We start from the raw sequence: 12,948 nt of genomic DNA on the forward strand, positions 1-12,948 counted from the left end.
GCCGCCTGGTCCGTTTTTCTTCGACGGCGCGCCATCCCGCGCCCAAGGTGCACGATGCCCTGCCTGCTGATCATCGACGACAACCCTGCGGTCGCCACCGCGCTGGAAGTGCTGTTCTCCCTGCACGACATCGACACCGTCCATGCCGACAGCCCGCAGGCCGGCCTGCAGCGCCTGGGCGAGGGCGACATCGACCTGGTCCTGCAGGACATGAACTTCACCGCCGACACCACCTCCGGCGAGGAAGGCGTGGCCCTGTTCGAGGCGATCCGCACGCGCCATCCGGACCTGCCGGTGATCCTGCTGACCGCCTGGACCCAGCTCAGCAGTGCGGTGGAGCTGGTCAAGGCCGGCGCCGCCGACTACCTGGCCAAGCCCTGGGACGACCGCAAGCTGCTGACCACCGTCAACAACCTGCTGGAGCTGTCGGAGACACGACGCGAACTGGAACGCCGCCGCGACGGCGAGCGCCGCCATCGCCAGCAATTGGCGCAGCGCTACGACCTGTGCGGCGCAGTGTTCGCCGATCCCGCCAGCGAGCGCGCGATCGCCCTGGCCTGCCAAGTGGCGCGCTCGGAACTGCCGGTGCTGATCACCGGCCCCAACGGCAGCGGCAAGGAGAAGATCGCGCAGATCATCCAGGCCAACTCCTCGGTGCGGCGCGGCCCGTTCGTGGCGCTGAACTGCGGCGCGATCCCGGCCGAACTGATCGAGGCCGAACTGTTCGGCGCCGAGGCCGGCGCCTACACCGGCGCCAACAAGGTGCGCGAGGGCAAGTTCGAGGCCGCCGACGGCGGCACGCTGTTCCTGGACGAGATCGGCAACCTGTCGCTGGCCGGGCAGATGAAGCTGCTGCGGGTGCTGGAGACCGGCCGGTTCGAGCGGCTCGGCTCCAACCGCGAACGGCAGGTCAAGGTGCGGGTGATCAGCGCCACCAATGCCGACCTGACCGCGATGATCCGCGACGGCAGCTTCCGCGAGGACCTGTACTACCGGCTCAACGCGGTGGAACTGTCGCTGCCGGCGCTGGCCGAGCGCCCCGGCGACATCGTGCCGCTGGCCGAACACTTCCTCTCCGGCGACAAGCCGCTGTCGGCCGGCGCCTGTCAGGCGCTGCAGCGCCACGCCTGGCCCGGCAACGTGCGCGAACTGCGCAACGTGGTGCAGCGCGCCGAACTGCTGGCCGGCGGTGCACAGATCGAGTCCGCCGACCTCAACCTGCCCAAGCCCGCCGCCCCGCGCGCGGCCGCCGCCGCCGAACCCGACCGCGAGCGCATCGTGGCCGAGCTGAGCCGTGCGCACGGCGTCATCGCCCAGGCCGCCGCCGAACTGGGCATGAGCCGGCAGGCGCTGTACCGGCGCATGGACCGCTACGGCATCCCGCGCGAATGAAACTGCGCCGCTCCTTCACCGTCATGCTGTTCCTGCGCCTGCTGCCGGTGCTGGCGCTGGCCGCCGCCCTGCCGTGGCTGCTGGCCTACTGGATGGACCGCGGCTGGGAAGTGGTGACCGCCTCGGCGCTGGCCCTGCTGCTGTTGATGTGGTGGACGCTGCGCCGCGCCACCGCGCCGATGCGGTCGCTGTTCCGCGCCCTGGCCGGCACCGTCAGCAGCTACCGCGACGGCGAATACAACTTCGGCGTGCACTGGCGCGGCGACGACGAACTGGGCGAGATGGTCGCCGCGCACGCGCAACTGGGCGAGATCCTGCGCGAACAGCGCCAGGGCCTGGCGCAGCGCGAGCTGATGCTCGACACCATGGTGCAGAACACCCCGGTGGCGATGCTGCTCACCTCCAAGGGCGGCGACGGCCTGCGCCGCGTGGTGTTCTCCAACCTGGCTGCGCGCAAGCTGCTGCACAGCGGCTGGAAGCTGGAAGGACAGCGCCTGGACGACCTGCTGCTGGGTGTGCCAGCGCCGCTGCGCGAAGCGATCTCGCGTGGTGGCGACAGCCTGTTCGCCATCGAAGGCAGCGACGAGGACCCGGAGGAGGAGCAGATTTACCACCTGTCGCAGCGCCGCTTCCATCTCAACGGCCGCCCGCACGAACTGCTGTTGATCCGCCTGCTCACCGCCGAACTGCGCCGCCAGGAAGTGCACACCTGGAAGAAGGTGATCCGGGTGATCAGCCACGAGCTCAACAACTCGCTCGCGCCGATCGCCTCGCTGGCGCACTCCGGCGCCGAGCTGGTACGACGACAGAAGGTGGAGCGGCTGGAAGAGGTGTTCGGCACCATCGAGGAGCGCGCGCGGCACCTGGAAGGCTTCATCCGCGGCTATGCGCGCTTCGCCAAGCTGCCGCAGCCGCAACTGCAGACGGTGCACTGGGCGCAATTCCTGGCCGGGCTGCAGCAGCAGATTCCGTTCGCGCTGGACCTGGAGTCGCCGGACCTGCACAGCCGGGTCGATCCGGCGCAACTGCAGCAGGCCCTGCTCAACCTGGTCAAGAACGCCCACGAATCCCTGCCCGAGGGGCAGACGCCGGCCGATGGCGTGCGCGTGCGCGTGTCCACCCGCCCGGACTGGCTGCGCCTGGAAGTGCTGGACCGCGGCAGCGGCATGAACGAGGCGGTGCTGCACAACGCGTTGATGCCGTTCTACTCGACCAAGCGCAACGGCACCGGCCTGGGCCTGGCCCTGACCCGCGAGATCGTCGAAGCCCACGGCGGCCGCCTGTCGCTGCACAACCGCGACGAAGGCGGGCTGTGCGTGACGGTGCAGTTGCCGCAGGGGGAGCGGGGCTGATTTTTTTCGGGATTGGGGATTGGGGATTGAGCGCCGGGACCCGGGACCCGGGACCCGGGACCCGAAGAGCATGAGCGCACCTAGCCAAGCCGTGACCGTCGCGCTACGTTCCGCTCAAGCAAAAGCGCTGCGGTTCAGCGGCGCGCACACAGGACACGTCGGGCGCAGTGGCTCAGTAGATCGCCATGTGGTCGATCACGGCGCGATCGACGTCGGCGCAGCCCTTGACCACGATCTCGACATTGGCCTTGCTGGTGAACGCAGCCAGGGCGAGCGAATACAGTTCCTTGAAGTGGGGCGTCGCTTCGTCGCGGTAGACCTCATAGAACACACCGCCGCATTGCTGCGGAATGTCGCTATCGGCGACGACGAGGGTGAATCGATTGGATTCCGAATATAACTTGCTGACCTTTGCATGCACGCGCTCAAACGCCGGCGCCTGAAAACTCAGCAGCGTCAGCACTGACGCCACGACAAGTCGCTTCATGATCTCCCCTGGATTGGACCGTCACGGCATCATTGCCGCGCTTCCATCTGTATACAGTATCAGCGCTACCCCGGCAGCATCGACGACCCGGCCGCGAGGCTCAGCGCGACGGCAGCGGACAACGCATCGCCACCCGCAGGTGCATCGGGAAACCGAGTGCGGCTTCCTGTCGCCAGGTCGCGCGCAACTGTGGTCCCCACTGCGCAGGCGGCAGCGCGACGAAGCCCTCGCTGGCGTAGAACGGGGCATTCCACGGCACGTCGCGCAAGGTGGTCAGCAGCATGCATTGGAAACCAGCAACTGCCGCGGCGGCGCGCGCATGCCGCAGCAGGGCACGGCCGTGGCCGCGGCGCCCGGCATCGGGATCCACGTCCATCTGCTGCACGTGGAAGCCGCCGTCCAGGCACCCGCCGAGCAGATAGCCGACGCAACGTTCGTCCTCGTCCAGCGTCACCCATAACTGCTCGCGCGCCAATCCGGCACGTAGGGCGTGCGTCTCCAACGCGTGCGCCGCGAACACGGCCTGCGCCGGATGCCCTTGCAGCAGGGCGCCGGCACGCTGCTCGATCTCCTGCAACCGCGCCAACTCCTGCGCGCGCGCCAGACGAATGCGGCCGGCCATGCCTCAGTCGCGCTTGTCTGGGCGTTTCCAGCCTTCGACGGTTTCCTGCCGCACCCGTGCCACGCTCAGCTTGCCGGCCGGCGCGCTGCGGGTGATCACCGAGCCGGCGCCGATGGTGGCGCCGTCGCCGATCTCCAGCGGCGCCACCAGCGCGCTGTTGGAGCCGACGAACACGCCATCGCCGATCACCGTCTGCGACTTGTTGACGCCGTCGTAGTTGCAGGTGATCACCCCGGCACCGACGTTGACGCCGCTGCCGATGGTCGCGTCGCCGAGGTAGGTCAGGTGATTGGCTTTGCTGCCGACGCCGAGCACCGCCTTCTTGGTCTCGACGAAGTTGCCGATGTGCACGCCGTCGGCCAGCACCGTGCCCGGGCGCAGCCGCGCGAACGGGCCGATCTGCACCGCACCCTCGGCGACCACGCCTTCCAGGTCGCAATGCGCACGCACCTCGGTACCCGGCCCCAGCACCACGTCCTTCAAGCGCACGAACGGGCCGATGCTGACGCCGTCGCCCAGTTCCACCTCGCCTTCCAGGATCACGTTGGCGTCGATGCGCACATCGTGGCCGGCGCGCACGCGGCCGCGCTGGTCCAGGCGGTTCGGGTCGATCAGTTGCACGCCCTGCTCGCACAGCGCACGCGCCGCGCGCAGTTGCCAGGCGCGTTCCAGTTGCGCCAGCTGCCACGGATCGTTGGCGCCCTCGGCCTCGATCGGGTCGGCCACCAGCACCATCTCGGCCGGGGTGAACTCGGCGGCAGCGGCGGCGAACACGTCGGTCAGGTAGTACTCGCCCTGCGCGTTGTCGTTGCGCAACTGCGCCAGCCAGCGCTTCAGCGCGGTGGACTCGGCGGTGACGATGCCGGTGTTGATGGTGCGGATGCGCCGCTGCTCGTCGTCGGCATCCTTCTGCTCGACGATCGCCGCGACCTTGCCGGCGGCATCGCGCACGATGCGGCCGTAGCCGGTGGGATCCTCCGGCTCGGCCACCAGCACCGCGACGCGACCGGGCGCATGCAGCAAGCGGGTCAGGGTCTCGGCGCGGATCAGCGGCACGTCGCCGTACAGCACCAGCACCGTAGCCGCGTCGGGCACGGCCGCCATCGCCTGCTGCACCGCGTGGCCGGTGCCCAGCTGTTGCGCCTGCTCGGCCCACAGCAGGTCCGGCTGGTCGGCGAACGCCGCCAGCACCGCCTCGCCGCCGTGGCCATGGACGATGTGGATCGCATCGGGCTGCAAGTGGCGCGCGGTCTCGATCACATGCGCCAGCATCGGCCGGCCGGCGATCGGCTGCAGCACCTTGGGCTTGGCCGACTTCATCCGCTTGCCCGCGCCGGCGGCGAGGATCACGACGTGCAGGGGCAGACTCATGGGGCGGTTCCGTTGCGGGTGGACGACGAATTCTAGAGGCTGCCGGCCACGCCTGCCGTCACGACCGCGCCACACGCGGCGGGCTGCACATCGGCGCCGCAGGCGCTAGCATGCGCGATCGTCTTCTCCTGTGGATGTTCATGGGTCTCCTGCGCCAGGGCAGCCAGTTCCTGCTGATCGGCCTGCTGCAATTGCTGATCGACTGGAGCGTGTTCGTCGCCGCCACCGCGGCCGGCATGCCGACGGTCCCGGGCAACGTGCTGGGCCGCGTCTGCGGCGCACTGCTCGGGTTCTGGCTCAACGGCCGCATCACCTTCGCCAGCGACGACGCCGCACGCCTGGGCTGGCGCCGCTTCGGCCGCTTCATGGCCATGTGGCTCGTGCTCACCGCACTCAGCACCTGGCTGGTGGCGCTGTGCGCCCACGCCCTGGGCCTGCGCCTGGCTTGGCTGGCCAAGCCGCTGGTCGAGGGCATGCTGGCGGTGGTGTCGTTCTTCCTGGGACGGCAGTTGGTGTATCGCTAGCGCTGGCACGCGTGGCGGCAATCGGGCATGACCGATCTACGCGATCGGCGTCCATCGCGACGGCGGCTGAAGCGGCTCCCACACGGGTCCGGCGGATGCTGGGTGGGTCGCCTGTCATGCGGCGGCGGCGCGCGAAGTGGCTTGCTTTTGATGGCGCAATGCGTCGGGACTGAAGTCCCTCCCACAGTGCATCCGGCGCGTTCGCCGCACGTTCTTGTGGGAGCGACTCTTGTCCTCTTTTGTGGGATGAGTTGCGACGAGCGCAGCCTGGACGGCCAGCATGCTCGGGCCTGCAGAGCGCCCGAACGGCTCCGGTGCCGCTTCGGGCGCCGCCAGCGCGCCGCTGGCGCTGGCGGCTGACAACTCAGTGGCAGAAATCGCCCAGGCTGCGCACCAGCGCCGTGCGGTGCAGTTGGTCGAGCTGCCAGCGCAGCGCATAGGCCTCGGCCGCGCGCGCGGTCGTGGCCGGGCAGTCCGGGGCCTGGCGCACCGCCGCGCTGGCCTGCAACGCGTCCAGCATCTCGCCCTGCAGCTGGTCCAGGCGCGCGCGCAGTCCGGTCAGGTCCGGGCGCGGGCTGTTGGGCGCGCGGCCGCGCAGGTGCCAGCGCGACAGCAATTCGTACTGCACCAGCTTGTTGGATTCGATCTGCATGCCGAAGAAACGCGCCGCATCGTCCGGATCCACGCCGTGGGCCGGCGCCTGATCGCGCACGCTCGCCAGCACCGCGGCCTCGCGCGTGGCATCCAGCACCGGCTTGCCGCTGTCCCACTTGCTCAGCGCCACCTGGTCGCCGATCGCATTGCGCTCGACGATGCGATCCAGCAGCGGCTCCAGTGGGGTGGCGCTGCGTGCGGGCAATGCGCATCCCATCAACAGGGCGCCGGCCAGCACGGCGGTCAGCGCATGCATGCAGGGACGAGGAACGGCAGCGGACAGGCTCATCTCGGTTCTCCGGTAACCGTCTGCGGGTGGGGGATGAACCGCAGATCGGGCGGCCATCTTGCCGCAGTCCACCGACCGCACGATGACCGCACCCGCGTCTTGTCGCATGCCAGCGCGGCCGAGTCAGCGACCAGCAAGCCAGCGCCGTGCGCTGCGTCGCAGTCCAGCTCGATCTCGGGCTGCGCCGCAGGAATGCGATCTTCGCGGCGATCCAATGCGCCTGCGCGTCACAGAGTGCGGCAAGCTGGATCCGCGAGGTGATCCCCCACATGCACGCGGAGGCGGCGTGCGAAGGAGACCCCCATCTCCCAGACACGACAACGCCGGCAAACGCCGGCGTCGTCGTCGCGCATGCGGCCATCAGGCCGCGGGGCGGTGAACTCAGTGCTTGAGGTTCTTGCGCAGACGCTCCAGCGCCTGCAGCTGCGCGGTGACCTCGGCCAGCTTGGCCTGCGCCTCGGCCACGTCCATGCCTTCGCCGCGGTTGGCGAGCAGGCGCTCGGCTTCTTCCTTGGCCTTGCGCACCGACGCCTCGTCGATGTCCTGCGCGCGGATCGCGGTGTCGGCCAGGATCGTCACCACCTGCGGCTGCACCTCGAGGATGCCGCCGGAAATGGCGAAATCCAGCTGCTCGCCGCTCGCGGTGGTCACCACCACCTTGCCGGGCTTGAGCCGGGTGATCAACGGCGCGTGCTTGGGCGCGATGCCCAGCTCGCCCAGCTCGCCGGTCGCGACCACCAGGGTGGCGTCGCCGTGGTAGATCTCATGCTCGGCGCTGACGATGTCGCAACGGATGGTGCTCATGGTGCCTCACTGGGTGAGGCGGGAATCGGGAATCGGGAATCGGGAATGGGGAGAAGCAGTCTGCCTTCTCTCAACCAGTACGCGATGCATCAGATTCCAGTTGTCCCGCCTTGACGATTCTCTATTCCCGATTCCCCATTCCCGGATGCCGGCCGCCTGCGGCCGGCGTCCAGATCAGGCCTTCTCGGCCATCTTCTTGGCCTTCTCGACCGCTTCCTCGATGCCGCCGACCATGTAGAAGGCCTGCTCCGGCAGGTGGTCGTACTCGCCGTCGACGATGGCCTTGAAGCCGCGGATGGTGTCCTTCAGCGACACGTACTTGCCCGGCGAGCCGGTGAACACTTCGGCCACGTGGAACGGCTGGCTGAAGAAGCGCTCGATCTTGCGCGCGCGCGACACGGCCTGCTTGTCCTCTTCGGACAGTTCGTCCATGCCCAGGATCGCGATGATGTCCTTCAGTTCCTTGTACTTCTGCAAGGTGGACTGCACGCGGCGGGCGGTGTCGTAGTGCTCGTGGCCGATCACGTTCGGGTCCAGCTGGCGGCTGGTCGAATCGAGCGGATCCACCGCCGGGTAGATACCCAGCGAAGCGATGTTACGCGACAGCACGACGGTGGCGTCGAGGTGGGCGAAGGTGGTCGCCGGCGACGGGTCGGTCAGGTCGTCCGCGGGCACGTACACGGCCTGGATCGAGGTGATCGAGCCGGACTTGGTCGAGGTGATGCGCTCCTGCAGCACGCCCATTTCCTCGGCCAGGGTCGGCTGGTAGCCCACCGCCGACGGCATGCGGCCCAGCAGCGCCGACACTTCGGTACCGGCCAGGGTGTAGCGGTAGATGTTGTCGACGAACAGCAGCACGTCCTTGCCCTTGCCCGAGGCGTCCTTCTCGTCGCGGAAGTACTCGGCCATGGTCAGGCCGGTCAGCGCGACGCGCAGGCGGTTGCCCGGCGGCTCGTTCATCTGGCCGTACACCATCGCCACCTTGTCCAGGACGTTGGAGTCCTTCATCTCGTGGTAGAAGTCGTTGCCCTCGCGGGTACGCTCGCCCACGCCGGCGAACACGGACAGACCCGAGTGCGCCTTGGCGATGTTGTTGATCAGTTCCATCATGTTGACGGTCTTGCCGACGCCGGCGCCGCCGAACAGGCCGACCTTGCCGCCCTTGGCGAACGGGCACATCAGGTCGATGACCTTGATGCCGGTTTCCAGCAGCTCGGTGGCCGAGGACTGGTCTTCGTAGGTCGGCGCCGCGCGGTGGATTTCCCAGTGATCGCTGGCCTGCACGTCGCCGGCTTCGTCGATCGGACGGCCCAGCACGTCCATGATGCGGCCCAGCGTGCCGGCACCGACCGGCACCGAGATCGCGCGGCCGGTGTTGGTGGCGATCAGGTTGCGCTTGAGGCCGTCGGTGGAACCGAGGGCGATGGTGCGCACGATGCCGTCGCCCAGCTGCTGCTGCACTTCCAGCGTGATGGCGGTGCCTTCGACCTTCAGTGCGTCGTAAATCTTCGGCACATCGGCCCGCGCGAATTCGACGTCGACGACCGCGCCGATGATCTGAACGATCTTGCCCTGACTCATTTGGATAGCTCCACTAATGTCTATGCGAATCTGGTGTCGGGAATGGGGAAAGGGGAATCGGGAGTGGGAAGATCAAGCGCTGCTGCTTCGACCAGTCCCGTTTCTCCACTCCCCATTCCCGGCTACACAGCGGCTGCGCCGCCGACGATTTCGGAAATTTCCTGGGTGATCGCGGCCTGACGCGCCTTGTTGTAGACCAACTGCAAGGTGCTGATCAGCTTGCTGGCGTTGTCGCTGGCCGCCTTCATCGCGACCATGCGCGCCGCATGCTCGGACGCCACGTTCTCCAGCACCGCCTGGTACACCAGCGACTCGATGTAGCGCGTCATCACGTGTTCGAGCACGGTCGCGGCATCGGGTTCGTACAGGTAGTCCCAGTCGTGGTGCGCGACCTGGCTCTCGGCCGCCGGCAGCGGCAGCAGCTGGTCGAAGCTGGCCTTCTGCGTCATCGTGTTGACGAAGCGGTTGTAGACCAGATACACGCGGTCCAGCTTGCCTTCGGTGAACGCGTCCAGCATCACCTTGATCACGCCGATCAACTGCTCCAGCTGCGGCAGGTCGCCGAGGTGGCTGACGCTGCCGACCATGTCCACCTTGATCCGGCGGAAGAACACCGAGGCCTTCTGGCCGATGGTGACCACGTCCACGCCCGCGCCCTGGTCCTGCCACTGGCGCACTTCGCCCAGCATCTTGCGGAACAGGTTGTTGTTCAGGCCGCCGGCCAGGCCGCGATCGGAGGAGATCACGATGTAGCCGACGCGCTTGACCGACTCGCGCTGCACCAGGAACGGATGCGTGTAATCGGTGCTGGCCTGCGCCAGATGCCCGATCACCTGCTTCATCGCCTGCGCGTACGGACGCGAGGTCTTCATCCGATCCTGCGCCTTGCGGATCTTGGAAGCCGAGACCATCTCGAGCGCGCGCGTCACCTTGCGGGTGTTCTGCACGCTCTTGATCTTGGATTTGATTTCGCGTCCGCCTGCCATGCTCTCGCTCGCTTTGCTCGCTTCGTGGGAATGGGGAATGGAGAATCGGGAATGGGCAAGCCCGGATCCCGCTCCTACGATTCCCTATTCTCTATTCCCGATTCCCGGCAACTGATTTACCAGCTGCCCGTGGTCTTGAACTCGCCGATGCCCTTCTTGAACGCGGCCTCGATGTCGCCGTTCCAGTCGCCGGTGTCGTTGACCTTGGCGATCAGCTCGCCCTGGGTGTTGGCGAAGTGGGCGTGCAGGCCCTCTTCGAACGCCAGCAGCTTGTTGACCGGCACGTCGTCGAGGTAGCCCTCGTTGACCGCGTAGATCGACAGCGCCTGGTTGGCGATGGACATCGGCATGTACTGCTTCTGCTTCATCAGCTCGGTGACGCGCTGGCCGCGCTCGAGCTGCTTGCGGGTGGCTTCGTCCAGGTCCGAGGCGAACTGCGCGAACGCCGCCAGCTCGCGGTACTGCGCCAGCGAGATGCGGATGCCGCCGGAGAGCTTCTTGATGATCTTGGTCTGCGCGGCGCCGCCGACGCGCGAGACCGAGATACCGGCGTTCACCGCCGGGCGGATGCCGGCGTTGAACAGGTCGGTTTCCAGGAAGATCTGGCCGTCGGTGATCGAGATCACGTTGGTCGGCACGAACGCGGACACGTCGCCGGCCTGGGTCTCGATGATCGGCAGCGCGGTCAGCGAACCGGTCTTGCCCTTGACCTCGCCCTTGGTGAACTGCTCCACGTACTCCTCGGACACGCGCGCGGCGCGCTCCAGCAGGCGGCTGTGCAGGTAGAACACGTCGCCCGGGTAGGCTTCGCGGCCCGGCGGGCGCTTCAGCAGCAGCGAGATCTGGCGGTAGGCCACGGCCTGCTTGGACAGATCGTCGTACACGATCAGCGCGTCTTCGCCGCGGTCCATGAAGTACTCGCCCATGGTGCAGCCGGCGTAGGCGCTGATGTACTGCATCGCCGCCGATTCGGAAGCGGTCGCGGCGACCACGATGGTGTGCGCCAGCGCGCCGTTCTCTTCCAGCTTGCGCACGATGTTGGCGACGGTCGAGGCCTTCTGCCCGATCGCCACGTACACGCACTTGATGCCGGTGTTCTTCTGGTTGATCACCGCGTCGATGGCCAGCGCGGTCTTGCCGGTCTGGCGGTCGCCGATGACCAGCTCGCGCTGGCCGCGGCCGATCGGGATCATGGCGTCGACCGACTTGTAGCCGGTCTGCACCGGCTGGTCGACCGACTTGCGCCAGATCACGCCCGGCGCCACGCGCTCCACCGGCGCGGTCTGGCTGGTGCCCAGCGGGCCCTTGCCGTCGATCGGCTCGCCCAGCGCGTTGACCACGCGGCCCAGCAATTCCTTGCCGACCGGCACTTCCAGGATGCGGCCGGTGGTCTTGGCCACGTCGCCTTCGCGCAGGTTCTCGTAGTCGCCGAGCACCACGGCGCCGACCGAGTCGCGCTCCAGGTTCAGCGCCAGGGCGTAGGTGTCGTTCGGCAGTTCGATCATTTCGCCCTGCATCACGTCGGCCAGGCCGAAGATGCGCACGATGCCGTCGGACACGCTGGTGACCGTGCCTTCGTTGCGCGACTCCGCGGCCAGCTTGACCTGCTCGATGCGGTTCTTGATCAGTTCGCTGATTTCGGAGGGGTTGAGCGTGGTTGCCATCTTGGTTTCCTTCGGATCGTCCATCGCGCAGCGGCGGATGGCGACGTGTGGTTAGCTTCTTTGAGAATCGGGAATGGGGAATCGGGAATCGCGGGTGGCGTCGCCGCCGGGCCGGGTTCTCTCCTCTCTATTCGCCATTCCCGTTTCTTAGTGGGCCAGTGCGGATTGCAGACGCGACAGCTTGCCTTTCAACGAACCGTCGATGACCACGTCGCCGGCGTCGATCACCGCGCCGCCGATCAGCGAAGCGTCCACCGCCGTGGTGATCTCGACCTCGCGGCCGAAGCGCTGCTTCAGCGCCACCTTCAGCGAGGCCACCTCGGCATCGCTCAGCGCCGTCGCGGAGGTCACGTTGGCCTGCACCACGCGCTCGGCCTCGGCCCGCAGCTGGTCGTACAGCCCGGCGATCTCCGGCAGCAGCGGCAGCCGCTGGCCTTCGGCCAGCAGGCTCAGGAAGCGCTGGTACTGCTCATCGGCCGCTTCCGGCGCCAGCAGCGACACCGCCTGCTCCCGCTGCAGCAGCGGGTTGTGCAGCAGCGCGGCCACGCGCGGGTCGGCGGCGACCTGGGCGGAGAACGCCAGCGCCTGCGACCAGGGCGCGAGCTTGCCGGCGTCGCTGGCCGCGGCGAACGCGGCGCGAGCGTAGGGACGCGCCAGTGTGAGGGCCTGGCTCATCTCAGATCTCCGCCGCCAGCTCGTCGAGCAGCGCCTTGTGGGCGTTGGCGTCGATTTCGCGCTTGAGCAGCTTCTCGGCGCCGCTCACCGCCAGCAGCGACACCTGGCGACGCAGGTCTTCGCGCGCGCGGTTGGCCGCGGCGTCGATCTCGGCCTGGGCCAGTTCCTTCTGCCGGGTGGCTTCGACGATCGCCTCGTGCTTGGCCGCCTCGACGATCTGGTTGGCGCGCGCATGGGCCTGATCGATGATCTCGTTGGCCTTGATGCGGGCATCCTTCAACGCTTCGTTGACCTTTTCCTGCGCCTGCGCCAGATCCTTCTGGCTGCGATCGGCGGCGGCCAGGCCTTCGGCGATCTTCTGTTGGCGCTCTTCGATGGCCTGCATCAGCGGCGGCCAGATCTTGGTCGCGACGATCCAGATCAGACCGGCGAACGCCAGCGCCTGGGCAAAGAGGGTGAGACCGATATTCATGGGGTACGCTCAGCCAATGGTGACGGGGTGGACGCGCCGCCAGCACGGCGACGCGTCCGAACCTTCATCCGTAGC

General features: G+C 67.9%; 13 protein-coding genes. 3 read left to right on the plus strand and 10 right to left on the minus strand.

The window, feature by feature from the left end:
- Positions 1–54: 54 nt before the first annotated feature.
- Both SLW55_RS04120 and SLW55_RS04125 read left to right on the plus strand, forming a co-directional pair.
- Complete coding sequence (locus SLW55_RS04120) at positions 55–1,392, plus strand: sigma-54 dependent transcriptional regulator (RefSeq protein WP_148829592.1); 1,338 nt, start codon at positions 55–57, stop codon at positions 1,390–1,392.
- Positions 1,389–2,744, plus strand: coding sequence for a HAMP domain-containing sensor histidine kinase (locus SLW55_RS04125; protein WP_017916671.1), 1,356 nt, complete (start codon positions 1,389–1,391; stop codon positions 2,742–2,744). The genes SLW55_RS04120 and SLW55_RS04125 overlap by 4 nt, the downstream gene beginning before the upstream one ends.
- A gap of 172 nt (positions 2,745–2,916) precedes the next feature.
- Here SLW55_RS04125 and SLW55_RS04130 read toward each other — a convergent pair whose 3' ends face one another.
- The 3 genes from SLW55_RS04130 to glmU all read right to left on the minus strand — a co-directional run bounded on the left by SLW55_RS04130 (position 2,917) and on the right by glmU (position 5,224).
- Positions 2,917–3,231 carry a hypothetical protein gene (locus tag SLW55_RS04130; RefSeq protein WP_153752204.1) on the minus strand — a complete coding sequence of 105 codons (315 nt, stop codon included), beginning with the start codon at positions 3,229–3,231 and terminating at the stop codon, positions 2,917–2,919.
- Between the two features lie 100 nt (positions 3,232–3,331).
- Positions 3,332–3,853 (minus strand): GNAT family N-acetyltransferase, encoded by a 522-nt coding sequence (locus SLW55_RS04135; protein WP_267100555.1) that lies wholly within the window; start codon positions 3,851–3,853, stop codon positions 3,332–3,334.
- A gap of 3 nt (positions 3,854–3,856) precedes the next feature.
- Positions 3,857–5,224: a bifunctional UDP-N-acetylglucosamine diphosphorylase/glucosamine-1-phosphate N-acetyltransferase GlmU gene (gene glmU / locus SLW55_RS04140; RefSeq protein WP_267100556.1), complete on the minus strand. Its 1,368-nt coding sequence runs from the start codon at positions 5,222–5,224 to the stop codon at positions 3,857–3,859.
- A 140-nt stretch (positions 5,225–5,364) separates the two neighbouring features.
- Between glmU and SLW55_RS04145 the strand changes: the two genes are divergently transcribed.
- Complete coding sequence (locus SLW55_RS04145; protein WP_026143775.1) at positions 5,365–5,748, plus strand: GtrA family protein; 384 nt, start codon at positions 5,365–5,367, stop codon at positions 5,746–5,748.
- A 364-nt stretch (positions 5,749–6,112) separates the two neighbouring features.
- Here SLW55_RS04145 and SLW55_RS04150 read toward each other — a convergent pair whose 3' ends face one another.
- The 7 genes from SLW55_RS04150 to SLW55_RS04180 form a co-directional block, all read right to left on the minus strand.
- A complete protein-coding gene (locus SLW55_RS04150; RefSeq protein WP_320744880.1) occupies positions 6,113–6,658 on the minus strand; it encodes a chorismate mutase in 546 nt (181 codons plus the stop codon).
- A 414-nt stretch (positions 6,659–7,072) separates the two neighbouring features.
- Positions 7,073–7,495, minus strand: coding sequence for a F0F1 ATP synthase subunit epsilon (locus tag SLW55_RS04155; protein ID WP_017910296.1), 423 nt, complete (start codon positions 7,493–7,495; stop codon positions 7,073–7,075).
- A 174-nt stretch (positions 7,496–7,669) separates the two neighbouring features.
- Positions 7,670–9,076 carry a F0F1 ATP synthase subunit beta gene (gene atpD / locus SLW55_RS04160; RefSeq protein ID WP_160969252.1) on the minus strand — a complete coding sequence of 469 codons (1,407 nt, stop codon included), beginning with the start codon at positions 9,074–9,076 and terminating at the stop codon, positions 7,670–7,672.
- 122 nt (positions 9,077–9,198) lie between these two features.
- Complete coding sequence (gene atpG, locus SLW55_RS04165; protein WP_320744664.1) at positions 9,199–10,062, minus strand: F0F1 ATP synthase subunit gamma; 864 nt, start codon at positions 10,060–10,062, stop codon at positions 9,199–9,201.
- A gap of 116 nt (positions 10,063–10,178) precedes the next feature.
- Positions 10,179–11,726, minus strand: coding sequence for a F0F1 ATP synthase subunit alpha (atpA, locus tag SLW55_RS04170; RefSeq protein ID WP_026143773.1), 1,548 nt, complete (start codon positions 11,724–11,726; stop codon positions 10,179–10,181).
- Positions 11,727–11,873: 147 nt separating this feature from the next.
- The gene (locus SLW55_RS04175; protein ID WP_017910292.1) at positions 11,874–12,401 is read right to left on the minus strand and encodes a F0F1 ATP synthase subunit delta; all 528 of its coding nucleotides are present in this window, start codon (positions 12,399–12,401) and stop codon (positions 11,874–11,876) included.
- A 1-nt stretch (position 12,402) separates the two neighbouring features.
- Complete coding sequence (locus tag SLW55_RS04180) at positions 12,403–12,873, minus strand: F0F1 ATP synthase subunit B (RefSeq protein ID WP_010340680.1); 471 nt, start codon at positions 12,871–12,873, stop codon at positions 12,403–12,405.
- Between the last annotated feature and the right edge of the window lie 75 nt (positions 12,874–12,948).

Source organism: Xanthomonas sp. LF06-19 (genome assembly GCF_034105425.1).
Classification (GTDB): domain Bacteria; phylum Pseudomonadota; class Gammaproteobacteria; order Xanthomonadales; family Xanthomonadaceae; genus Xanthomonas_A; species Xanthomonas_A sontii.

Bases quoted from the DNA above. Each gene is read 5' to 3' on its own strand.
- SLW55_RS04135 (WP_267100555.1), bottom strand. From the start codon at position 3,853: ATGGCCGGCCGCATTCGTCTGGCGCGCGCGCAGGAGTTGGCGCGGTTG.
- atpA (WP_026143773.1), bottom strand. From the start codon at position 11,726: ATGGCAACCACGCTCAACCCCTCCGAAATCAGCGAACTGATCAAGAAC.
- atpD (WP_160969252.1), bottom strand. From the start codon at position 9,076: ATGAGTCAGGGCAAGATCGTTCAGATCATCGGCGCGGTCGTCGACGTC.
- atpG (WP_320744664.1), bottom strand. From the start codon at position 10,062: ATGGCAGGCGGACGCGAAATCAAATCCAAGATCAAGAGCGTGCAGAAC.
- SLW55_RS04155 (WP_017910296.1), bottom strand. From the start codon at position 7,495: ATGAGCACCATCCGTTGCGACATCGTCAGCGCCGAGCATGAGATCTAC.
- SLW55_RS04130 (WP_153752204.1), bottom strand. From the start codon at position 3,231: ATGAAGCGACTTGTCGTGGCGTCAGTGCTGACGCTGCTGAGTTTTCAG.
- SLW55_RS04145 (WP_026143775.1), top strand. From the start codon at position 5,365: ATGGGTCTCCTGCGCCAGGGCAGCCAGTTCCTGCTGATCGGCCTGCTG.
- SLW55_RS04175 (WP_017910292.1), bottom strand. From the start codon at position 12,401: ATGAGCCAGGCCCTCACACTGGCGCGTCCCTACGCTCGCGCCGCGTTC.
- SLW55_RS04180 (WP_010340680.1), bottom strand. From the start codon at position 12,873: ATGAATATCGGTCTCACCCTCTTTGCCCAGGCGCTGGCGTTCGCCGGT.
- SLW55_RS04125 (WP_017916671.1), top strand. From the start codon at position 1,389: ATGAAACTGCGCCGCTCCTTCACCGTCATGCTGTTCCTGCGCCTGCTG.
- SLW55_RS04120 (WP_148829592.1), top strand. From the start codon at position 55: ATGCCCTGCCTGCTGATCATCGACGACAACCCTGCGGTCGCCACCGCG.
- SLW55_RS04150 (WP_320744880.1), bottom strand. From the start codon at position 6,658: ATGCATGCGCTGACCGCCGTGCTGGCCGGCGCCCTGTTGATGGGATGC.
- glmU (WP_267100556.1), bottom strand. From the start codon at position 5,224: ATGAGTCTGCCCCTGCACGTCGTGATCCTCGCCGCCGGCGCGGGCAAG.